The organism is Acidovorax sp. 69 (assembly GCF_002797445.1).
Lineage (GTDB): Bacteria > Pseudomonadota > Gammaproteobacteria > Burkholderiales > Burkholderiaceae_C > Acidovorax.
Genome location: NZ_PGEP01000001.1, coordinates 110,623 through 133,718, shown reverse-complemented (window position 1 = coordinate 133,718; position 23,096 = coordinate 110,623). Strand labels below are relative to the sequence as shown.

Here is a 23,096-nt window from a genome sequence, read left to right as displayed (position 1 = left end):
TCTTTGCCTTAAAGGGGTAACAAAGCGCCGGATTTGAAGAGGATTTCCGGGCGCCAAACGCGCCATTGTGCCGTAACCGGTCGGCAAGGGAAGCCCCCGCGCAATGGCAAAGCCTGCCAACCAGCACCTGCTGGCGATCCCCCAGAACACCGTCAGCAGGTTTTCAGTGCTCGCCGCGGCCCACCGGTCGCAAGGGCCAGGTCAGTACCAGCCACAGGGCGGTGAGCACCGTGGTGACCGCAAAGAGACCGGGGGCACCAGCCCATTTCACCAGGGCACCGCCGAGGGCCCCGCCCGCAAACAGGCCCAACGACTGCAAGGTGTTGTAGCTGCCCAGTGCGGCACCGCGCACATGGGCGGGCGCCATGCGCGACACCAGGCTGGGCTGGCTGGCCTCCAGCGCGTTGAACCCACAAAAAAAGACAAACAGCAAGGGCCCCAGAACCCAGAGGGTGGCTGGCATGCCGCTGACCGCCAGCAAGCCCAGGCCCATTTGCACCAACAGGACCAGGGCAATGGCTCCGAGCAAGGCCGCACGCAGGCGACCGACACGCTCCAGCGCAAACAAGCCCCCCATGGCCGCAAATGACAACACCACCGCCGGCAGGTACACCTGCCAGTGGTGGTCTTTGGCCAGGCCGGCCTGTACCAGCATGGCGGGCACGGCCACCCACATCGACAGCTGTACCGTATGCAGAACAAACACACCCAGGTTCAGGCGCAGCAGATCCGGCTGCGCCCACACCTCGGCAAGCCGCCCCCTGGGGGTGTTCTGTTGTTGTTCGGTTTCTGGCGGCACCCACCAAAGCACGACCGCTACGCCAGCCAGCGCCAGCGCGCAGGTCAGGCCAAACAGCCCCGCCAGCCCGATGTGGGCCACCAGCACAGGGGCCGCCACCAGCGCCAGGGCAAACATCAGGCCAATGCTCCCGCCTACCAGTGCCATGGCCTTGGTGCGCACAGCGTCGCGTGTCTGGTCGGCCAGCAGGGCCGTCACGGCCGCCGACACAGCGCCCGCCCCCTGCAACGCACGGCCCAGCAACAGCCCGGTGAGCGAATCGGCCAACGCGGCCAGCAAACTGCCTGCCGCAAACACCAACAGGCCAAAAACAATGACGCGTTTGCGCCCAAAACGGTCGGAGGCCATGCCCAACGGCAATTGCAACACCGCCTGCGTGAGGCCATAGATACCCATCGCCAAGCCGACCAGTGCCGGATCGTCGCCCCCGGGGTACTTGCGCGCTTCCAGCGCAAACACGGGCAGCACCAAGAACAGGCCGAGCATGCGCAGCGCGAAGATAAGAGCCAGGCTGACGCTGGAGCGGCGCTCCAGAGCGGTCATGGGGGTACCGGGGGTGGGGGGCCGATTGGCGGCTGAGGCTGACAGGGAAGGAGAATCCGGCACGGTGGTGCACTAAGGCCCGAAGAAGCAAAGCGGGGATTTTCGCCCATTGGCCGCCGGTCTGCCCATCATGCGTTGACTGCGCCGGTCGGCTTTCAGCCTTTTTCCCGCCTCGCGCGCCTGTCCATCCACACCATGTGGCCCAGCAAAACAGCCAGCGTGCCCAGTGCCCAAGGGTTGTCAACCGGGGTCGGAATACTGGAACCGTCGCGGTGTTTGGATGAATCCGACTGGGCCTCATCATCGCGGGCCACCGTGGGCGCCAACCCCTCCGTCCGGGCCGAGAGCGGCCCAGCAGTTCCTCGCTGATCGGACGGGTACATCGCCGTTTTCAGTGCCGTGGCTTCCTCCGCCGCTTCATGGTGGCGCAGCGATCTGGTTTCGGCGTACGCGGAAAAGGTGGTCCCCATGGCCCAGACAACCACCCAGCCTTTGAGGCCAGGGTGGGCTGGGACCACTCGCGGACTTGAGCACGGGAGAGCAGGAGTTTTGGCGTTTTGCATGAAGAGGGGTGGGACGCCACCGCGCCGGGCCAGTGGCTGGGGCTACGGCTTCGCGGGGGCATCGTCAATCCTAGAGGGCCTGCCGTCCGGCGGATTGCCTGTGCGTTGGCGTTTTGTTGACTGGTTGTCCCAAGTCCCGGGGGCATTTGCAAAAAAGACCTCCTGGAGGGATCAGGCGATACCAGATGTGCCCTGCAGGCCCCGGACCCAAGCGGCGTATTCGACAGAGCTGCCCTGGGCCAGCGCGGTGTGATCGGCCCCCCCTGCAGGGGCCGGAACGCGCACCTCCGAGGGCGCCATGTCAAATGCGGCGCGAAATGCGCGACTGAAATGGGCATTGCTGGTGAAACCCACCCGCGCCGCCACGTCGGCCACCCGCAGGCGGCGGTTGGTCGGATTGGCCAATACACGGTAGGCCTGCAGCAGCCGCCGCTGTTGCACATGGTGGGCCACGCCGCCCAAGGGCTCAAACAGCCGGTACAGTGCGCTGCGCGAAAGACCAAAGGTCTGGCACAACACATCGGCACTCAGGTCCGCTCCCAGGTAGCGGTTGATATGGCGCTGTATGCGCTGCAGTGTGACGCCTTCAATGGCGCTCTGGGCACCATGCAGAGTCGGCGCGCGGGGCAACACGCAGGCCGCCAACATCTGCACACTGGCGCGGGCCACCGCAGGCGCGTCTTCGAGCGCGACGCCCGGTAAGCGGTGCTGCAGCGATAGCAGATGGTCACTCAGCAACCCCCCCAGTGCCGAATCGGCACGCAGCACCGTGCCATGCAGGTCCGAGTCCCGAACCCCCATGGCCTCGTGAATCAGCTCACGCGGCACGATGAGAGTCATCACGCGAGAGCGCCGCGCAAACGTGCGCAGGGTGCGGCCGAGGTCCAGGATGACGATATCACCGGGACGCACCTCGATGTCCATGCTGCCGTCGCGCTGCCCGACAAAACCGCCCGTGCGGTACCACTGCACCAGGTAGTGGTCGAGCCCATCGCGCACCACCCGAGGTTGTGAGCGCATGAATTGCTGCCCTGCAAAATTCAGGTCGCCCACCAGCAGGTTCCCCAGATGCGTCGCCCGTACCGTGGCCTGGAAGGCGCCCATCCGCTCCGGCGCAAGCGGAGCTACGTCAAACACCACCGAAATGCTGCTGCGCCACGCTTCAAAGCGCGCCGCACCGACCTGCTGGTCGGTGGTAAACAAGGTGGATGGCAAGGGCTGCTGTGCGGACATGGCACGCCCATTATGTGAGGGCGGCGCGCAGAGGGCGGGTGGCCTATCATGGTGGGTTGTCCCGCACCGAGCCCGCCCCGTGACCCTCCCCCCAGTTGCCGACGACCGATCTGCCCAAGCTGATGATGGCATCTACCTCGCCCGCGCCCTGCGCGAGCAACGCATCAGCATCCGGGGCGCGCGCACGCACAACCTCAAGAACATCGACCTGGACATTCCGCGCAACCAGTTGGTGGTGATCACGGGGTTGTCGGGCTCGGGCAAATCCAGCCTGGCGTTCGACACGCTGTATGCCGAGGGGCAACGGCGCTATGTGGAGAGCCTGTCGGCCTATGCACGGCAGTTCCTGGGCCGCCTGGACAAGCCCGATGTCGACCTGATCGAAGGCCTGTCGCCCGCCATCAGCATTGAGCAAAAAGCCACCAGCCACAACCCGCGCTCCACCGTGGGCACGGTGACCGAGATCCACGACTACCTGCGCCTGTTGTACGCCCGTGCGGGCACGCCGTATTGCCCCGACCATGGCCTGCCGCTGGCCGCGCAGACGGTGAGCCAGATGGTGGACGCCGTGCTGGCCCTGCCCGAAGACACCAAGCTCATGCTGCTGGCGCCCGTGGCGCGCGAGAAAAAGGGCGAGTTCACCGAGTTGTTTGCGCAGATGCAGGCGCTGGGCTACATCCGCTTTCGGGTCGATGGCCAGATCTATGAACACGAGAACCTGCCCGCGCTCAAGAAGACCGAGAAGCACAACATCGACGTGGTGATCGACCGCATCAAGGTGCGGGCCGACCTGCAGCAGCGCCTGGCCGAGAGCATCGAGGCGGTGCTGCGTGTGGGTGGGCACGAGGGCAATGGGCGCGTGCTGGCGCTGGAGATGGACACGGGGCAAGAACACCTGTTCAGCAGCAAGTTCTCGTGCCCGGTCTGCAGCTATTCGCTGCCCGAGCTGGAGCCGCGCCTGTTCTCGTTCAACTCGCCCATGGGCGCGTGCCCGGCGTGTGACGGCATTGGTCAGCGCGACGTGTTTGATCCGGCGCGCGTGGTGGCCTTCCCCACGCTGAGCCTGGCCAGCGGCGCCATCAAGGGCTGGGACCGGCGCAACGGCTACTACTTTGCGATGCTGGAGAGCCTGGCCAAACACTATGCGTTTGACATCGACGCGCCGTTCGAATCATTGCCCGCGTCGGTTCAGCACGCCATCCTGCACGGTTCGGGCGACGAAGAAATTGCCTTCAGCTACATCATGGACAGCGGTGCCTCCAAGGGCAAGGTGCACACCAAAAAGCACCCGTTCGAAGGCATCATTCCCAACATGGCCCGCCGCTACCGCGAGACCGACTCGGTGGTGGTACGCGAGGACCTGGCGCGCTTTCGCAGCACCCAGCCCTGCCCCGAATGCCACGGCACCCGCCTGCGCCGTGAAGCCCGCCATGTGCGACTGGGCGAGGGCGAGCAGGCCCGCGCCATCTACGAGGTGAGCCACGCCACGCTGAACACCGCCCACGCCTGGTTCAACGACCTGAAGCTGACCGGCGCCAAGGCCGAGATCGCCGACAAGGTGGTGCGCGAGATCGCCACGCGCCTGCAGTTCCTGAACGACGTGGGCCTGAGCTACCTGAGCCTGGACCGCAGCGCCGAAACCTTGAGCGGTGGCGAGGCGCAGCGCATTCGCCTGGCCTCGCAAATCGGCAGCGGCCTGACGGGCGTGATGTATGTGCTGGACGAGCCCAGCATCGGCCTGCACCAGCGCGACAACGACCGCCTGATCGCCACGCTCAAACACCTGCGCGACATTGGCAACAGCGTGATCGTGGTCGAGCACGACGAAGACATGATGCGCGCTGCCGACCATGTGATCGACATGGGCCCCGGCGCGGGCGTGCATGGCGGGCGTGTGATGGCGCAGGGCACCTACGACGAAGTGCGCAACAACGCGCAGTCGCTCACGGGCCAGTACCTGTCGGGCACACGCACCATTGCCGTGCCCACGCGCCGCACGCCGTGGCTGCCGGTGCTGGACCAGCCCGCGCCCGTGGTGGAGGCCAAAGCCAAATCACGCTTCCCGCAAACCGAGGCCAGCAAGCGCCGGGCCGAACGCATGGCCGAGCACCACGCGCGCCAGGGCGCCGTGCAGGCCCTGCGCGTGGTGGGCGCCACGGGCAACAACCTCAAGGGAGTGACGGTGGACTTCCCCGTGGGGCTGCTCACTTGCGTGACAGGGGTTTCTGGCTCGGGCAAGAGCACGCTGGTCAACGACACGCTGTATACCGCCGTGGCCCGCCAGCTGTACCGCGCGCACGAAGAACCAGCCGAACATGAAGAGATCGTGGGCATCGAGTATTTCGACAAGGTCATCAATGTGGACCAAAGCCCCATTGGCCGCACGCCGCGCAGCAACCCCGCCACCTACACCGGCCTGTTCACACCCATCCGCGAGCTGATGGCCGAGGTCAACACGGCCAAGGAACGCGGCTACGGCCCCGGGCGCTTCAGCTTCAATGTGTCGCAATCCGCGGGCGGTGGCCGCTGCGAGGCCTGCCAGGGCGACGGCGTGGTGAAGGTGGAGATGCACTTTCTGCCCGACGTGTACGTGCCCTGCGACATCTGCCATGGCCAGCGCTACAACCGCGAGACGCTGGAGGTGCTGTGGAAGGGCAAAAACATTGCGCAGATTCTGGAGCTGACGGTGGAAGACGCTGCGGCGTACTTCAAGGACGTGCCCACCATTGCGCGCAAGCTGCAGACGCTGCTGGATGTGGGCCTGTCCTACATCCGCCTGGGCCAGGCCGCCACCACGCTGTCGGGCGGCGAGGCCCAGCGCGTAAAGCTGGCGCAGGAACTGAGCAAACGTGACACCGGCCGCACGCTCTACATCCTGGACGAGCCCACCACCGGCCTGCACTTTGCCGACATCGACCTGCTGCTCAAGGTGCTGCACCAGCTGCGCGACGCGGGCAACACCATCGTCATCATCGAACACAACCTCGACGTCATCAAAACCGCCGACTGGCTCATCGACATGGGCCCCGAAGGCGGCGCGGGTGGCGGCACCGTGGTGGGGGTGGGCACGCCCGAGGAGTTGGCAGCCAACCCGGCCAGCCACACGGGGCGGTATCTGGCGCCCTACCTGCGAGCACAGTTTGACTAAAAATAGACGCTAGCGCTTATTCAACATGCGCTAGCAGCTATTTATTTAATAGCAAATTCAAACCCTATCACGGCAACCGCCGCGCCACCTCGGCGTCCAGCGAGCGCATGAAGGCTTCCACCGCCAGGGTGTAGTCGCTGTCCAGGCCCAGCTGGGCGTTGATTTCGCCGTGGGTCAGGTCCTGGGGCAATACCTCGGCACGGCCCCCCTGGTTGCGTACATGGCGCGCCATGCTGTCGGCCTGCAGGCAAGGGTGGTCGGCCCGCTCGGTGGAGCACACCATCTGCATCGGGGGTGCGCCCACTGTCCACTGGTGATAGGGCGACAAAGCCACCCAGTAGGCGGGGTCGGAGCCAAAGGCGTCGTCGTACAGCGGCATGTGCGGCGCACGCATGACGGTGGGCACGTTCATCACCGCACTGTCGAGCGAGACCGTGCCCAGCCAGGGCCAGGCGCCCTCACGCAGGGCCTGCGGGGCGCGGGCATTGAGCAGCGCCACCAGGTGGGCGCCGGCCGAATGGCCCATGAGGATGAAGCGGCTGGCGTCGCCGCCCCAGGTGCCCGCGCGCTGCTGCGCGGCCATCAGCGCCGCCTGCACGTCGCGCTCCTGCTGGGCCACGGGGGCGTCCGGCAGCATGCGGTAGTTCACCGAGATCAGCACAAAACCCCTGGGCACCCAGCGCGCCACCTTCTCCTGCACCACACGGCCCATGGTCTTGTCACCCATCCGCCAGCCACCGCCATGCACCATGAAGATGACCGGTGCGCGCACGGCGCTGGCCACCAGGCTGGGGGTGCCGGTGGTGGGGCTGGTGGGCACATACACGTCCATGCGCTGCGCCGGGTCGCTGCCATAGGGCACATCGGCGATGCGCTGCACACCTGCGGGCAGGGCTGCGGGAGCGGTCGTGGCCTGCTTCTGGGCAATGAGGGCGCGCAGGCGACCCGCACCGTTCGGAGGGGCAGTTTGGGCATCTGCGCTGGGGGCTGCCACGGCCAATAGGGCCATGGCGGTGAGGGAAAGGATGTGGCGCAAGAACATGGCGAGGTCCTGGAGAAAGGCGGGGGGCTGCAAACGGGAGCGTAGGCCCGTCAAGGGCGCGAGGGGCAGGCCATGGCAGCGCCGCCGGCGTCGTAGCAGGTGGCGCTGTGGGCCAGGCCTGTGTCCTTGCTGTAGCTGCTTTGCGCCTGCACGCTGTGGCCGGTGGCGGCGCTGGTGGCGGTGGTGCTGCGGCTTTGCGTGACGCTGCCGTCTGCGGCCCGGGCAGCGCTGCCACTGCTGCTCACGCTGCCCTGTGCGCCTTGCGCCGCCATGCTGCTTTGGTGGGTGGCCGAGCCATCGGCCAAACCCGTGTTGCTGGCGCGGCGCACGCCTGTGCCGCCACCGGGTGTCGCCACCGCAGCGGCGCTGCGCATGCTGGTGTTGCCCGCGCCGTCGGTGGTCACGGTGCGGCCACGGGCCACACCGCCACCTGCCGGACGGGCCCGCACCACGCCAGCGCGGGCGGTGGTGGAGCCGTCTTCATGCTGCGCCACGGCGCGGGCTGCCCGCGCATGCACGGGCGTTGTCGGCAAAGACAACGCCGCCAGCGCTGCGCAGGCGGTGGCGATGCCACGAAGAGTGGGTAAAAAATGAAAGGACATGGCAACCTCCGGGTGTGATTCAACCCCTGCGCGCACCGCTCAGACAGGTGAGCGGTGCGGCACGGATGGATTCGTACTGTGGCCGCCACCTGTGAGCCAATGGTTGCAGCGCTGCGCCAAGTGATGACAAACCATGACAAACGCGCTGGAGCGATGTCACAGCTTGTCATCACCGCCGGGCGGGGTCGCCGGGCACATGCGCAGGCCCGGCGTTTCGCACCGTACCATCGGGCCTGCCCTTGCCTCACCGACAAGAACCGTCCCCTTCCATGACTGACACCCTCGCCAAGATCCTGGTCGCCGATGACGAGCCTGACCTGCGCGCGCTGCTGCAGCGCTACCTGAGCGACCAGGGCTACACCGTGCGCACGGTCGATGGCGCAGGCCCCTTGGACGCACTGCTCGCGCGCGAGCGCTTTGACGTGCTGGTGCTCGATGTGATGATGCCGGGCGAAGACGGCCTGTCGATTTGCCGGCGCCTGCGTGCGCAGGGCGAGACCATTCCCATCCTGATGCTCACCGCACGCGGCGACCCGGTGGACCGCATCATTGGCTTGGAGATGGGCGCCGACGACTACCTGCCCAAGCCCTTCAACCCACGCGAACTGCTGGCGCGCGTGCAGGCCATGGTGCGGCGCCAGCGCATGTTGGGCGCCCACACCGGGCCGCGCCAGGCGGGTGGGCGCACAACATTTGGCGCCTTCACACTGTGGCTGGACGAGCGCCGCCTCACTCGGGGCCATGGCCCGCATGGGCAGGGCGAGCAGGACGTGCCCCTCACCACCGGCGAGTTCGCACTGCTGCAAGCGCTGGCCCAACAACCGCACCGCCCGCTGGGCCGCGACCGGCTGATGGCACTGGCCTACGGGCCTGACCACGCAGCCACCGACCGCAGCATCGACGTGCAGGTGATGCGCCTGCGCAAGCTCATCGAGGCCGACCCCGCCCAGCCGCGCCACATCCGCACCGTATGGGGCGTGGGCTATGTGTTTGTGCCCGATGACTCCGCGCCGGGCGGCGGCCACCCGCCATGACGGAATCTGTCCTCCCCACCCGCCAGCGACTTTGGCCGCGCAGCCTGCTGGGGCGCAACCTGCTGCTGATGGCGGTGCTCATCGTGCTGGGCCAGCTGGTGGCGGCCTTGCTGGTGCGACAGATGATCTTTCAGCCCCGCGTGGCGCAGGTGGCCGATGGCGTGGCGCGCAATGTGGTCGCACTGCGGGCGGGGCTGCGGGCACTGCCCCCGGCACAGCGCGTGGCGTTTGTCGATGCGTTCAACCGGCAGGCCGGACAAGCCACACCGCCCGGCCCGCCAGAGGGCGCGGCGCGGCGTGCGCTGCTGTCGCCCCTGGAGCGACAGTTTGTGCAGGCCGTGTCACGCCGCCTGGGTGCGGGCGATGCGGAGACACCCACCTCGCAGCCACCGCAACCTGTATGGCGCCGCGACAGCACCGGCGTGCTGGCCCTGCGCGTGGTGCATGAGGACGCAGAGGGGGCGCAGACCTATTGGCTTAACCTGCCCAGCGTGTTCCCCACCCGCGAGTTCACTGGCGCCTGGCTGGCCGCCACGCTGACCAGCATGCTGCTGGCGCTGCTGGGCGCTTGGTGGCTGCAGCGGCACATCCACCAACCACTGGCCCAGGTGGTGGTGGCGGCCCGGCAACTGGCACAAGGCCAGGCCCCCGCCCCGCTGCGAGAGGACGGCCCCGAAGAAATCGCCACCGTGGGCCACAGCTTCAACCAGATGGCACGGAGTCTGGCCACCGCCGACCACGAGCGTGCGCTGATGCTGGCGGGCGTGTCGCACGATTTGCGCACGCCATTGACCAAGCTGCGCCTGGGCGTGGAGATTGCCGGGACGCAGGTCGATGCGCCGCTGGCGGCCAGCATGGCGCGCAGCATCGAAGAGATGGACGCTATCGTTGGCCAGTTCCTGGACTTTGCGCGCAGCGGTGAGGCCGAGGCGCCCACCACCGCATCGCTCAACGACCTGGCACAGGCCGTGGCCGAGGCCCAGGCCGACCACGGCCGTGTGTTGGCGCTTGAACTGCGTGTTCTGCCCACCATGTCCGTGCGCCCGCAGGCGCTGCGCCGGGCGCTGGACAACCTGGTGGAAAACGCCTGGCGCTACGGCACGCCCCCGGTGGTACTGCGCACAGGGTCTGACGCCCACCAGGCATGGCTGGAGGTGTCAGACAGCGGCCCAGGCATCGCCGCCACAGAACTCGACCGCATGCGCCAACCGTTTGCACGCGGCGGCGGCATGGCGCGCAGCGGGACGCCGGGCGCAGGGCTGGGCCTTGCCATCGTGGACCGTGTCGCGCGTGCCCATGGCGGGCGGCTGGAGCTGCACAGCGCGCCCGGCCAGGGCCTGCAAGCAAGGCTGGTGTTGCCGATGAAAGAGAAATAGGGCGCAGGCGCTTGATACATAAGCGCCAACAGCTATCGAATGTGTAGCTAACCGGGGCGTGCGCCCAGCTTGCGGTACAGCGTCTGCCGGCTGATGCCCAGCTGGCGCGCCGCCTGCGACATGTTGCCGCGTGCGGACTGCAGGGCTTGGTCGATGGCAGCGCTGGACAATTGCTGCAGGCTCAACGCAGCGGGGCCCATGGGGGTCTCTGGCGGCTGTCCGCCTTGTGATGGTGCCGTCTCCAGCGCCTGCACCAGGTCGTCGGGCATGTGCTCCCAACCCAGGGTGTCTTCGCCCTCGGCCAGCATGGCGCAGGCCGTGCGCAGCACGCTGGCCAGCTGGCGCAAGTTACCGGGCCAGGGATAGCCAGCCAGGCGGGCCAGCAGGTCCGCAGCCACCTCCACATCCACTGGCAGGCCTTGTTCGGTGGCCAGGTCGGCCAGCAGCCGCCGCAGCAGCGCCACGAAGTCGCTGCGCTCGCGCAGGGCAGGCAACTGCACCGTGAGGCCGTTGATGCGGTAGTACAGGTCTTGCCGAAAACGCCCCTGCTCGGCCGCCTGCATGAGCTGATTGTGGGTGGCGCAGACCAGTGCAAAGTCCACCGGCACGGCCTTGCCCGCACCCAAGGGGGTCACGCTGCGCTCTTGCAGCACGCGCAGCAGGCGGGTTTGCAGGGCCAGCGGCATGTCGCCAATTTCATCCAGGAACAGCGTGCCGCCGTGGGCCTCACGCAGGCGGCCCAGGCTGCCCTCCTTGCGTGCACCGGTGAACGCACCGGCCACATGGCCGAACAATTCGGATTCGATGAGGTGCTCCGGGATGGCCGCACAGTTAATGGCCACAAACGGCGCATCGCGGCGCGGGCCGCTGGCGTGCAGGGCACGGGCAAACACCTCTTTGCCCACGCCCGATTCACCCTGAATCAGCACCGCAATGGGCTTGGCCACCACGCGGCGGGCTTTGTCTGCGGCTGCGCGCCAGCGGGCGTCGCCGGTGTCCAGTTGCGCCAATGCGTCTTGGGCAGGGCTGACGCTTTGGGGCGCACGTGCTGCGGCGAAGGGTGTTCCCGTCCACGCTGCGGCATCCACCTGCACCTGGGCAAACAGCAGCGCACCGCCCACCACGCGCAAAGCCTGCGGCTGCTGGGGGCGGCGCTTGTGGTGCGAGAGCAGGTCGTCGATCCGCACATCCAGCACCTGCTCCAGCAAGGTGGCGCCCACGTCGCCCGCATGCAGGCCCAGCTGCGCCAGGCCCACGCGGTTGGCGCCCACGATCCAGCCGTCGGCCGACACCGCCACGATGCCCTCGGCCACACTGCCAATGCCCTCGGGCGCGCTGTGCAGGTGCAGGCGGATGTTGCGTTTGCAGGTGGCGGCCAGCAGGCGGTTTTCGATCATGCGTGCCGCCGTGCTCACCAGGCCCAGCGTGTGGGCATGGCCGCTGCGGTAGTCGCCAGAGATGTCGAGGATGCCCAGCAGCTCGCCGGTGGCCGAGAGGATGGGCGAGGCCGCGCAAGTGAGAAAACTGTTGCGCTCCAGAAAATGCTCGCCACCATGCACTTCCACCGCACAAACTTCGGCCAGTGCGGTACCGATGGCGTTGGTGCCCCGGTGGGCCTCGTGCCAGGAGGCACCGCTGGTCAGCGCCACGCGCTCGGCCTTGTCCACAAAGTACGGGTCGCCCAGGGTGTGCATGAGCATGCCGCGCCGGTCAGCCAGAACCACCACGCTCTGGCTGTGGCGCACCTGCTCGAACAGGTACTCCATCACCGGCCGCGAATGCGCGAGCAGCTCGGGGTTGCTGGCCAGCACCTGGCGCAGGGTGCCGCTGCTGGGGTGGTCGATGGCCTGGGGCCGCCCGGTGGGCACCAGGCCGGCCGCCATGCTGCGCGACCAGGAGCGGGCCAGGCGCTCGTCCACCAGGCCGCTGGGGCACTGGCCGGAGTCCAGCAGGTGCTGGCGGGCCTGTCGCAGGGCGACCGGGGAAGTATTGGGGCGCACGCTTTGTCTCCGTGCAGGGTCACGGGGCCCTGCTTTTTGTGGTGTGGGATGAGTATGGCGGGCGGCAACGCCGGGGGCAAGGGCCTGGACCAGAGGGGCGCGCCAACTGTTCCATTTCGTGACAGGTGTCGCGGCACGGCACAGCCAGCCGTTGTCCGCCGCGACAGGTATGGCCCCGGGTCGGCAGAAAAACTCCAATGAAATCAAGGCTCCATGCTGTGGTGCATGCTGGCATGCGTTTTGAGTAGGGGGTTGGTATCGGAATGGCCCAGAGGGTCGGCCCGATGCACACAACAACCGCAGGAGACAACCCCATGACCGTTTACGCAGCCCCCGGCGCCGCTGGCGCCAAGATCGCCTACAAACCCCAGTACAACAACTTCATCGGCGGCCAGTTTGTGGCCCCGGTCAAGGGCCAGTACTTTGACGTGATCTCGCCCGTCAACGGCAAGGTCTACACCCAGGCCGCCCGATCCACTGCCGAAGACATCGAACTGGCGCTCGATGCCGCGCACGCCGCGGCCGACGCCTGGGGCAAGACCGATGCCGCCACACGCGGCAACATCCTGCTGAAAATTGCCGACCGCATCGAGCAAAACCTGGAGCTGCTGGCCTACGCCGAAACCGTGGACAACGGCAAGGCGATCCGCGAGACGCTGAACGCCGACATTCCGCTCACCGTGGACCACTTCCGCTACTTTGCGGGCTGTGTTCGCGCGCAGGAAGGAGCCTTGAGCAACATCGACGAGAACACCGTGGCGTACCACATCCAGGAGCCGCTGGGCGTGGTGGGCCAGATCATTCCGTGGAATTTCCCCATCCTGATGGCGGCCTGGAAGCTGGCCCCTGCGATTGGTGCGGGCAACTGCGTGGTGCTCAAGCCCGCCGAATCGACCCCCATCTCCATCCTCATCCTGGCCGAGCTGATTGCCGACCTGCTGCCGCCCGGCGTGCTCAACATCGTCAACGGTTTCGGCCGCGAGGCGGGCATGCCGCTGGCGACTTCCAAGCGCATTGCCAAGATCGCGTTCACCGGCTCCACCAGCACCGGCCGCGTGATTGCGCAAGCCGCCGCCAACAACCTCATCCCCGCCACGCTGGAACTGGGCGGCAAGAGCCCCAACGTGTTCTTTGCCGACATCATGGACAAGGACGACGCTTTTCTGGACAAGGCGGTTGAAGGCCTGGTGCTGTTCGCGTTCAACCAGGGCGAGGTCTGCACCTGCCCAAGCCGCGCGCTCATCCAAGAGTCGATCTACGACCAATTCATGGAGCGTGTCTTGAAGCGCGTGGCCGCCATCAAGCACATGAACCCGCTGGACACCGACAGCATGATGGGCGCACAGGCCAGCAAGGAGCAGCTCACCAAGATCCTCTCGTACCTGGACCTGGGGAAACAGGAAGGCGCCGAGGTGCTGGCCGGTGGTGGCCAGGCGCACCTGGGCGGCGATCTGGAAGGCGGCTACTACGTGCAGCCCACGCTGTTCAAGGGCCACAACAAGATGCGCATCTTCCAGGAAGAAATCTTCGGCCCCGTGCTGGCCGTGACCACCTTCAAGGACGAAGCCGAGGCGCTGGCCATTGCCAACGACACGCTGTACGGCCTGGGCGCAGGGGTGTGGAGCCGCAACGGCAACGTGGCCTACCGCATGGGCCGCGCCATCAAGGCCGGGCGCGTGTGGACCAACTGCTACCACGCCTACCCCGCGCATGCAGCGTTTGGGGGCTACAAGGAATCGGGCATTGGGCGCGAGACGCACAAGATGATGCTGGACCACTACCAGCAAACGAAGAACCTGCTCGTCAGCTACAGCGAAAACAAGCTGGGCTTTTTCTAAGCCATCCGGCTGAGAGTGATACCCGAAGGGGGGCTGGCAACGGCTCCCCTTTTTGTTTTTGCCCAACCACAAGGAGACACGCCATGGTCGAAAAAGTCATCGCCACGCCCGCCGCGCTCGAACTCGTTGCATTCCTTCAAACCAAACACGGCCCCGACCTCATGTTCCACCAGAGTGGTGGCTGCTGTGACAACAGCGCGGCCAATTGCTATCTGCCCGGTGAGATCACCATGGGGGCGGGTGACGTGTACCTGGGCGACATTGGCGGCTGCCCGTTCTACATCGGCCGTGGCCAGTACGACACCTGGAAACACACCCAGCTCATCATCGACGTGATCGAGGGCACTGGCGGCACCTTCTCGCTGGAGGGGCCAGAAGGCAAGGCCTTTCACACCCGCTCACGCGTGTTCACCGACGTGGAGCTGGCCGCCTTGGGCATTGAGCGCCCTCTGGGCTGACATCAACCGCCTCCAGGGGCCAGCGGTTGCGATTTCAAGCAAAAAAGACTTGTAGCGCTTGATTTACATGCGCTGCATGCTATTGAAGCCGTAGCGCTCCGCTGTGGCTGCGCTCATCGCCCAGACGGAACACCGACACCACGTGCACCAGGTCTTCGGCCTGGTTCTGCAGGCTGCTGGCAGCGGCGGCCATTTCTTCAACCAGCGCGGCGTTTTGCTGCGTGACCTGGTCCATCTGTGTCACGGCCTCACCCACCTGGGCCACGCCCAGTGATTGTTCACGGCTGGCCGCACTGATCTCGCCCACGATGTCGGTCACACGGCGGATGGCACCCACCACCTCGTTCATCGTGGCACCAGCGCGGTCCACCAAGGCGCTGCCCTGTGCCACGCGCTCCACACTCGCGCTGATCAGCGACTTGATCTCGCGTGCGGCCTCGGCGCTGCGCCCTGCCAGGCTGCGCACTTCGCTGGCCACCACGGCAAAGCCCCGGCCTTGTTCACCGGCGCGGGCGGCTTCCACGGCGGCGTTGAGCGCCAGGATGTTGGTCTGGAAGGCGATCGAATCGATCACGCCAATGATGTCGGAGATCTTCTGCGACGAGGCGTTGATGCCGTGCATGGTGTCCACCACCTGGGCCACCACCTCACCGCCCTGGATGGCCACGGTGCTCGCGTTGGCGGCCAGCTGGCTGGCCTGCAGTGCGCTGTCGGCGTTCTGCCGCACAGTGGCATTGAGCTGCTCCATCGAGGCAGCGGTTTCTTCCAGCGCACTGGCCTGGCTTTCTGTGCGCGCCGACAGGTCGGTATTGCCCTGGGCAATCTGCACGCTGGCGGTGGCCACGCTCTCGGAGCCGCCGCGCACCTGGCGCACCACCTGCGTGAGTTGGGTGCGCATCTGCATCAGTGCCTGCAGCAACTGGCCCACCTCATTGGTGCCATGGGTCAGTTCACTGCCACTGAGGTCGCCCTGCGCCACGGCACGCGACAGCGCCACAGCCTGCGACAGCGGACCGGTCATCGAGCGGACGAACACCAGGGCCATGGCGCTGGTGGCCGACAGTGTGAGCACCAACGCCAGCGCCACCCAGAGCAGGCCGCGCTGCAGGGCGGCCACGCGGGCTTGCAGGGCCTGGTCCAGGCTGGCCAGGGACAGGTTGTTGAGCCCGTTCAGCGCCTCAATAGTGCGCGTGAACGCGTCAAAGTAGTCCTTGGAGGCCAGGGTGAGGTCGGTGGCATTGATCACGTCGCGCTCAGCCATCTGCAGCGACTGCTGGATCTGGCTCTGCACGGCCTGCGCGCTGCTGCCCAGAGCGCTCTGGAGCTGTGCGTTGCCTTGCAGGGCACGGTCCAGTCCCCGGAAGGTGTCGGCCTGCAGTTCGGCCACCCGTTGTTGCAGCACCAGAAGTTGGCCTTTGCTTTGGGGCGTGAGTTCACGCTTGCCCAGTGCGCTGGCGCCTTGTGCGCGCAGCATGCCCAGCTTTTCGCCCAGCATCGGCGCCTGCGCCAGCGAGGCCTGGATCAAGGCATGGGTATCGGCGTCGGGGTCGATCTGCAGGCCGTAGGCGTGCACCAGTGCTTCATTCAACTGCAGCAGGCCGGCAATCAGCTGGGTATGCTGCGCCGTGCTCTGGGCCTGTTCGATGCTGCGGGCGGCCACGGCCTGCTCCAGCGTGCGCCAGGTCTGCTGGGCCTGCGTCCATGTGGTCATCTGGGCGGCGGGCACCTTGGCGGCGGCAAAACGGGCACTGACGTCGTCCAGTGCGGCATTGACCGCATCACGCGCAGCAGGACGGCGTGCCGCCAGGGCTTCATCGCCGCCGAGCATGCCCACCGACAGGCCCCGATGGACCTGCGTCAGTTGCACCAGACGGGTCAGCGCCTGCGCGGGCGCCACCCCCTGCGCCTCTTGGCGGGCGTGGCCAATGGCGCGCAGCGAATCGCTCACCGTCAAATAGGTGGGCAATGCGCTCATCAGGAGCCCGATGGTCCCCAGGATGAGGAATTTTTCGAGCAGGTTCAACCGGTGAAGCAATGACATGGCAGTAGGCGCACGGCGAGCGTGTGCGAGAGAAGGGGACCCACAGTGGGCGGGTATCGGCAGCCGCCGACTGGGGTGCGCCCCTCCATCAGGACGCACGGGATGTAACGCAATGTAGGGATCTCTTTGCAGTAAGGTTTTGACTCAGGTCAAGTGAGCGGCGCAGCGCACCCCGCATCTCCGAGGACGCCAAAGGCCCCCACTCCGGTGGGCCGGCTGGGCACGATGGCAGTTGCCAGAACGCTTTGCAGCAGAAGGCGTCTTGGCTGCTGCGCGCGATTCGAGGGGCTCCTGTGGCGCCACTTCCTGCACCGCAAGGTCCTCGTTGGTCGTGCGTTTCGCCCCAAAAGCCTGTTGACGACCTCACCCGGGATCGCCAGGAAGATCGTCAACAGGCTCTCGGGTTTTCTGCCACGCCGCCGTCCAACCCCGAGAATAATAGGATTCCCCCTATTTGGAGCACTTGGCATGCACTCAATCACCCTGCGCTTTCTGGCGTCTGAAGGCAGTCTGTTGCAAGGGGGACGCGTCCCCGGCGGCACGGTGCTGCGCTGGGTGGATGAAGCCGGCTATGCCTGCGCCAGCGCATGGGCCAAGGGGGCATGCATCACCGAGTTTCTGGGGGGCGCCGATTTTGTGCGCCCGATCCGTCCGGGCGACCTGGTCGAGGTGCATGCGCGGCTGACGCACACCACCGGTTCCAGCATGAGCCTGGCGGTCGAGGTGCGCAGCGGCGCCGTCCATGGGGCGCCGCTGCAAGACGTGGTGCATTGTGTGGCGGTGTATACCGCCGTGGACACCAGCGACGCTCCGCGCACTGTTGACAAGTGGAGCCCCGAAACCCCCGGTGACATTGCACTGGCCCAGCGCGCCCAGGCGCATATTGACGCATCGCGTGCCGCACAGTAAAGGCGCCAGGGCCAGAGCCTGTGGGCGGCCCAGGCGGCCTTGGCACTGAAGGCTTACGGGGGTGGCCGCTGATCAACTTATGGGTATTAAAACAACCGGTGCTGCCCGTCTAATATGCGCTGGCAGCTATCAATTTTGATAAATCCCAGCCATCACGCCATCAGCCCACCCAGCACCAGCGCCGCCATGTCTTCTGCCGCCGCTGTGCACTCGGCCAGCAGGCCCTGCACCACACCCGCGCGGTCGGTGTCGGTGCGGTTCTGGCTGACCTTCCAGATGCCCTCCCAGCGGTCCACGGGCAGTTCGATGCCCACGATGGCGCGCAGCATCTTGTCGATGTAGTCAGGCGGGGCGTCGTCCAGGCGCCACGGCTCGGCACGGTGGGCTTCATGGCGCTCGCTCAGGGTGTGCAGGATGGCGCGCAACCGCTCGGGGTCGTCCACAGCGCAGAGCGTGCCGTGGGCGTGCACGGCGGCGTAGTTCCAGGTGGGCACCTGTTTGCCGTCGAGGGCTTTGGACGGATACCACGAGGGCGAGATATAGGCCTGCGGCCCGTGGAACACCGCCACCGCCTGCTGCGGCAACAGCGGCCACACACCGTTGGCGCGGGCCACATGGCCAATGAGCGTGCCGTGCGGTCCACGTTCCGGGTCCAGGTACAGCGGGATGTGGTTGACATGCAGTGCGCCCTCGTGGGCGATCACCAGCGTGGACAAGGGCTGCGCGCGCACCAGGGCCTGCAGGGTGGCAGCGTCTGCCACCTGAAACTGTCGGTTGGCGTTGGCCATGTCACCCTCCTTCCACTTCGAGCACGGGCGCGCAGTCGATCTGCGTCTTGACCGAGTTGGCCAGGAAGCAGGCTGCGTGCGCCTGGTGGTGCAGTTCATTGAGCACTGCCTCGCTCGGCGCGTGCGAGGCATCGAACCGCGTGACAGGGCGCAGCTGCACATGCGACACCACCAGGCGGCCCTCGGTATCCTTGGCCATGGTGCCCACAGCGGCATCGGTGTAGCGGTTCACCCGCCAGCCCGCGCGGCAGGCGAAGTCCAGGAACCACAGCATGTGGCAGCTCGACAGGGCCGCCACGTAGGCCTCTTCGGGGTCCACGGCGGTGGGGTCGGAGTAGGGCAGCGGCACCACATGCGGAGACGACGAGCCGGGCACGATGGCACCGCCATCAAACTGCCATGTGTGTGCACGGTGGTAACGCTTGTCCAGAAAATCGTCGCTGCCACGGGTCCAGGTGACGGTGGCAAGGTGCTCGGCCATGGGAAGGGTTCTTTCGGCAAATCGGGCCTCGACAAATACTCATCGGGTGGCCCCTGTTTCTACAATGGTTCTTCAGTTTATGGCGATGACGCCACAACCAAGGAGCCAATTGATGCCGGTTGCCAGAGCCAATTCTGAGGGAGCGGTCGCCTCCGGCCATCGCTCGGGCCCTCTGCGCCAGCAGGTGTACGAGCAGCTGCGCAGCGCCATCGAGCAGGGCCGCCTGCGCGCAGGCACGCGCCTGCCGCCGTCGCGCGAGCAAGCCGCCAGCCTGGGCGTGTCGCGCAACACCGTGCTGTGGGCCGTGCAACGTCTGCAGGCCGAGGGCTATGTGGAAGCGCGCGTGGGCGATGGCACCTACGTATCCCAGGCCGCGGGTGCGGCCAGCGCCATGCCCGCTCAGGGCCTGGTGGCACCGCCCCGGGGGCTGTCGCGGCGCGGGCAGCTCATCGCCGAGACGGCCGCGCGCTGGCGCCCGCCGCATGTGGCGGCACGCGCGTTTCGCATCGGCGCACCCGAGGTCGCGGCGTTTCCCTTTGCGCTGTGGGACCGCCTGGCACGCCAGGCCACGCCCCGCCAGCGCAGCGCCCGCGCGCAGTACCTGGACCCAGCGGGCGATCCCGCGCTGCGCCAGGCCATCGCGCTGTGGCTGTGGGCGTCGCGCGGCATTCGCTGCGATGCGGCGCAGGTGGTGGTGTGCTCGGGCTCGCAGCAGGGCATCGACCTCATTGCGCGGCTCCTGCTCGATGTGGGCGACGAGGTGCTGGTGGAAGACCCGGGCTACCCCGGCATACGCGCCAGCCTGCTGGGCCACGGGGCCGTGGCACGGCCCGTGGCCCTGGATGCCGATGGCCTGCGCATCGACACCGCCGCTGCGCAATGGCCCGCCGCACGCATGGCGGTGGTCACACCCACCCACCAGTTTCCGACGGGCGTGGGCATGGGCCTGGCCCGACGGCAAGCGCTGCTGCAGTGGGCGCGCGCTCAGGACGCCTGGGTGGTGGAAGACGACTACGACGGCGAGTTTCAATACGGCAGCGTCGCCCAGCGCGTGCCTGCGCTGTGCAGCCTGCCCGGGTCTGAGCGGGTGTTGTACGTGGGCACGTTTTCTAAAACGCTGCACCCCGGGCTGCGCCTGGGTTTTGTGGTGGTGCCGCCCGCACTCGTCGAGGCCTTTGCCATGGCCCGCGCCATCACCGACCGGCATGCCCCGGGCGATGCGCAGGCCGTGCTGGCGCGCTTCATTGCCGAGGGGCACCTGTTGCGCCACCTGCGGCAGATGCGTGAGCTGTACCAGGCGCGCCAGCACACCCTGCGTGCCGCCCTGGCCGATGCCAGCGACGGCGCATGGCAATTGCCCGCCAGCGACCGGGGCATGCACCTGTTGCATGAGGTGGCATCGGACTGCGATGACGAAACCCTGAGCCGCAAGGCCCTGGCCGCTGGTGTCATGCTGGCGCCGCTGTCGCGTTATGCGATGCAGTCTCCGCGCAGGGGCTGGCTGCTGGGGTACGCAGGGTTTGATGACGCCGAGATCCGCGCAGCGGCCCAGGTAGTGGGGGGCCTCGCGCGGGTTGCGCGGACAGCGCGAAAACCGTGACTCATGCCTCTGGCTGAGAGGCCAGGCCCAGAGCCATGCCGCTGCTGCCTGCAGGTGAGGTCTCGGCCTGAGGCTCCACCTTGCGCCACCAGTGCGTGGACAACGCCGGTGCCCGAACGTCGAGGCGCTCGCCCATGACAGGAGCCACCAGAGGCACCTGGGCGGCAGCGGCCAGAGCGGTGATGCGCTCGAAAGGCTCGACCCACGGGTGCAGCGAGAGATCGAACGTGCCGTTGTGGATGGGGAAAAGGTAACGCCCTTGCACATCCAGATGGGCTTGCAGGCTTTCCTCGGGATGCATGTGGATGTCTGGCCAATCGGCGTTGTAGGCACCGGTTTCGATCAGCGTCAGATCGAACGGGCCAAAGCGCTCGCCAATGGCCTTGAAGCCGTCGAAGTAGCCCGTGTCGCCACTGAAGAAGATGCGGGTGTCACCAGCGATCAACACCCACGAGGCCCACAGCGTGCTGTTGCCGTCCGACAGGCTGCGGCCCGAGAAATGCTGCGCGGGCGTGGCCACCAGCTGCAGGCCACCGATGGTGGTGCCTTGCCACCAGTCAAACTGCTGCACCTTGGCCGCCGGCACGCCCCAGGCGATGAGCCGGTCGCCCACACCCAGCGGTGTGATGAAGTGCTCAACCTTGGGCGCCAGCTTCTGGATGGCGGCGTGGTCGAGGTGGTCGTAGTGGTCATGCGACAGGATCACGCCAGTGATGGGCGGCAGTTCGTCCATGCTGATGGGCGGCGCGTGAAACCGCTTGGGGCCCATGAACGGGAAGGGCGAGGCGCGCTCAGAAAACACCGGGTCGGTCAGCCAGAACTGGCTGTTGATCTTGAACAGCAGGGTGGAATGCCCCAGGCGCCACAGACTCATGTCGGGGGCTGCCAGCAGGTCTGACCGCATCACGGCATAGACGGGCACGGGCTGGCGGGGCACGGAATCATCGGGCTTGCCGGTGAGAAACCTCCACATCACCTCCAGCGTTTTGAGCGTACCCAGCGCATGGCGGGGCGCCGCATTGCGGAACTTGCCATTCACAAACTGGGGCGACTGCGGGTACGAAGCCACCGGCACGGCGGCGCGGGAGAAGATGCTGTAGGCCATGGCAATCAGGACGAGGATGAACAACAAAAACAACCACAACGCCTTCAACGAGCAGCAGTGGCGAAGGGCGGGACGGTGCACAGAGCACGGCAATAGGTGAAAAGTGCACTGCACAGTGTAGTTCACTTTATCAAAAAGTAAACTGCTCGGTGTAAAATTAAGCCATGACTGCTGCTTCCCCGCCCACCCGCCTGACCGACCGCAAGCGCGATGCCATCGTGCAGGCCGCCATTGGCGAGTTCCGCGAACACGGCTTCAATGGCACCAGCATGGACCGCGTGGCGGCCGCCGCCGATGTCTCCAAGCGCACGGTGTACAACCACTTCCCCAGCAAGGAAGAGCTGTTCGAGGCCATCTTGCTGCTGATGTGGGAGCGCAGCCAGTCGCTGGACGAGCAGGCCTACAACGCACAACAGCCGCTGCGCAAACAACTGCTGGCGCTGCTGGGGCAAAAGATGGGTCTGCTCAACGACGCGAGTTTTATCGACCTGAGCCGCGTGGCCATGGCGGACATGATGCATACGCCCGAGCGCGCCCGTGCCATCACGGCCAAGCTGTCTGCCAAAGAAGAGGGCCTGCCGCGCTGGCTGCGTGCGGCCCAGCAAGATGGCCGCCTGCGCACCACCATGGACGTGCCCTACGCCGCACAACAACTGCAGGGCATGGTCAAGGCGTTTGCCTTCTGGCCGCAGCTGGCCATGGGCCAGCCGCCGCTCCCGCCCGCGCAGCAAACGCAAGTGCTGGGCGATGCGGTGGACATGTTCCTGGGGTTCTACGCCGTGCCGCCCACCGTGGCAACCGCCCCCACCGCTGCCCCCACCAAGGGGCGGGCAGCACGGCGCTGAACACGACCGCAGTACCGGGCGATCTGCACTACGCTTGCCGTTCCACGTTCTATCTTTCTTGACCGCGCCCCATGCCCATCGCCCCCTATCTCGACACCCGCCCCACGCTGGATACCGGCGTTTTCATCCACGACTCCGCCCAGGTCATCGGCGACGTCACCCTGGGTGCCGACAGCTCGGTGTGGTGCAACGCCGTGCTGCGCGGCGACGTGAACCGCATCACCGTGGGCCGCTGCAGTAACGTGCAAGACCTGACCATGGGCCATGTCTCGCACCGCAATGCCAGCAAACCCGAAGGCTCGCCGCTGGTCATCGGCGACTACGTCACCGTGGGCCACTCGGTCATCCTGCACGGCTGCCGCATCGGCAACGAATGCCTCATCGGCATGGGCTCCATCGTGATGGACGACGCGGTGATCGAAGACCGCGTGATGCTGGGCGCGGGCAGCCTGGTCTCGCCCGGCAAGGTGCTGGAGAGCGGCTACCTCTACATCGGCCGCCCCGCCGTGCGCCAGCGCGCGCTGACCGAGGCCGAGATCGCTTACCTCCAGTATTCGGCCGAGCACTATGTGCGGGTGAAGAACAACTACCTTGCGGGCGCCCCTGACGCCGCAGCGCAGCCCCCGGAGCCGCCAGCGAGCAAGGGATAAGGCCGCGCCGGGATAATCGGGGGCTTCCACGATCCACAGCG

Annotated in this window: 18 protein-coding genes; 9 read left to right on the top strand and 9 right to left on the bottom strand. The window is 66.8% G+C overall.

What is annotated here, in order from left to right:
• Positions 1–163 precede the first annotated feature (163 nt).
• Positions 164–1,342, bottom strand: coding sequence for an MFS transporter (locus tag CLU85_RS00610; protein WP_100408593.1), 1,179 nt, complete (start codon positions 1,340–1,342; stop codon positions 164–166).
• 734 nt (positions 1,343–2,076) lie between these two features.
• Entirely contained in the window at positions 2,077–3,138 is a 1,062-nt protein-coding gene (locus CLU85_RS00600; RefSeq protein WP_100408591.1) for a helix-turn-helix domain-containing protein, read from the bottom strand.
• 79 nt (positions 3,139–3,217) lie between these two features.
• On the opposite strand from CLU85_RS00600, the gene uvrA reads away from it, so the two are divergent.
• Positions 3,218–6,286, top strand: coding sequence for an excinuclease ABC subunit UvrA (uvrA, locus tag CLU85_RS00595; protein ID WP_100408590.1), 3,069 nt, complete (start codon positions 3,218–3,220; stop codon positions 6,284–6,286).
• 67 nt (positions 6,287–6,353) lie between these two features.
• Here uvrA and CLU85_RS00590 read toward each other — a convergent pair whose 3' ends face one another.
• A complete protein-coding gene (locus CLU85_RS00590; protein ID WP_100408589.1) occupies positions 6,354–7,328 on the bottom strand; it encodes an alpha/beta hydrolase in 975 nt (324 codons plus the stop codon).
• Positions 7,329–7,378: 50 nt separating this feature from the next.
• Positions 7,379–7,930 (bottom strand): hypothetical protein, encoded by a 552-nt coding sequence (locus CLU85_RS00585; protein WP_100408588.1) that lies wholly within the window; start codon positions 7,928–7,930, stop codon positions 7,379–7,381.
• A 269-nt stretch (positions 7,931–8,199) separates the two neighbouring features.
• Between CLU85_RS00585 and ompR the strand changes: the two genes are divergently transcribed.
• Together ompR and CLU85_RS00575 are read left to right on the top strand one after the other, a co-directional pair.
• Complete coding sequence (gene ompR, locus CLU85_RS00580) at positions 8,200–8,964, top strand: two-component system response regulator OmpR (protein ID WP_100408587.1); 765 nt, start codon at positions 8,200–8,202, stop codon at positions 8,962–8,964.
• On the top strand, positions 8,961–10,340 hold the full coding sequence (locus CLU85_RS00575; protein WP_100408586.1) for an ATP-binding protein: 1,380 nt from the start codon (positions 8,961–8,963) through the stop codon (positions 10,338–10,340). The genes ompR and CLU85_RS00575 overlap by 4 nt, the downstream gene beginning before the upstream one ends.
• A gap of 47 nt (positions 10,341–10,387) precedes the next feature.
• Here CLU85_RS00575 and CLU85_RS00570 read toward each other — a convergent pair whose 3' ends face one another.
• Complete coding sequence (locus CLU85_RS00570) at positions 10,388–12,340, bottom strand: sigma-54-dependent Fis family transcriptional regulator (RefSeq protein ID WP_100408585.1); 1,953 nt, start codon at positions 12,338–12,340, stop codon at positions 10,388–10,390.
• Between the two features lie 314 nt (positions 12,341–12,654).
• On the opposite strand from CLU85_RS00570, the gene CLU85_RS00565 reads away from it, so the two are divergent.
• Together CLU85_RS00565 and CLU85_RS00560 are read left to right on the top strand one after the other, a co-directional pair.
• Positions 12,655–14,178, top strand: coding sequence for an aldehyde dehydrogenase family protein (locus tag CLU85_RS00565; protein ID WP_100408584.1), 1,524 nt, complete (start codon positions 12,655–12,657; stop codon positions 14,176–14,178).
• Between the two features lie 83 nt (positions 14,179–14,261).
• Positions 14,262–14,636, top strand: a complete 375-nt coding sequence (locus tag CLU85_RS00560; RefSeq protein ID WP_100408583.1) for a DUF779 domain-containing protein — start codon at positions 14,262–14,264, stop codon at positions 14,634–14,636.
• A gap of 79 nt (positions 14,637–14,715) precedes the next feature.
• On the opposite strand, the gene CLU85_RS00555 is transcribed toward CLU85_RS00560, so the two are convergent.
• Positions 14,716–16,677, bottom strand: coding sequence for a methyl-accepting chemotaxis protein (locus CLU85_RS00555; RefSeq protein ID WP_100408582.1), 1,962 nt, complete (start codon positions 16,675–16,677; stop codon positions 14,716–14,718).
• 468 nt (positions 16,678–17,145) lie between these two features.
• Between CLU85_RS00555 and CLU85_RS00550 the strand changes: the two genes are divergently transcribed.
• On the top strand, positions 17,146–17,586 hold the full coding sequence (locus CLU85_RS00550; protein WP_100408581.1) for an acyl-CoA thioesterase: 441 nt from the start codon (positions 17,146–17,148) through the stop codon (positions 17,584–17,586).
• A gap of 152 nt (positions 17,587–17,738) precedes the next feature.
• On the opposite strand, the gene CLU85_RS00545 is transcribed toward CLU85_RS00550, so the two are convergent.
• Entirely contained in the window at positions 17,739–18,374 is a 636-nt protein-coding gene (locus CLU85_RS00545; RefSeq protein WP_100408580.1) for an FMN-binding negative transcriptional regulator, read from the bottom strand.
• 1 nt (position 18,375) lies between these two features.
• On the bottom strand, positions 18,376–18,855 hold the full coding sequence (locus CLU85_RS00540) for an OsmC family protein (protein ID WP_100408579.1): 480 nt from the start codon (positions 18,853–18,855) through the stop codon (positions 18,376–18,378).
• Positions 18,856–18,967: 112 nt separating this feature from the next.
• On the opposite strand from CLU85_RS00540, the gene CLU85_RS00535 reads away from it, so the two are divergent.
• A complete protein-coding gene (locus CLU85_RS00535; protein WP_100408578.1) occupies positions 18,968–20,455 on the top strand; it encodes a PLP-dependent aminotransferase family protein in 1,488 nt (495 codons plus the stop codon).
• A 1-nt stretch (position 20,456) separates the two neighbouring features.
• Here the strand turns inward: CLU85_RS00535 and CLU85_RS00530 are convergent, their stop codons facing one another.
• Positions 20,457–21,560: an MBL fold metallo-hydrolase gene (locus CLU85_RS00530; RefSeq protein WP_100412295.1), complete on the bottom strand. Its 1,104-nt coding sequence runs from the start codon at positions 21,558–21,560 to the stop codon at positions 20,457–20,459.
• Positions 21,561–21,724: 164 nt separating this feature from the next.
• On the opposite strand from CLU85_RS00530, the gene CLU85_RS00525 reads away from it, so the two are divergent.
• Both CLU85_RS00525 and CLU85_RS00520 read left to right on the top strand, forming a co-directional pair.
• Entirely contained in the window at positions 21,725–22,405 is a 681-nt protein-coding gene (locus tag CLU85_RS00525; RefSeq protein WP_100408577.1) for a TetR/AcrR family transcriptional regulator, read from the top strand.
• Between the two features lie 71 nt (positions 22,406–22,476).
• Positions 22,477–23,055, top strand: a complete 579-nt coding sequence (locus CLU85_RS00520; protein ID WP_100408576.1) for a gamma carbonic anhydrase family protein — start codon at positions 22,477–22,479, stop codon at positions 23,053–23,055.
• Positions 23,056–23,096 lie beyond the last annotated feature (41 nt).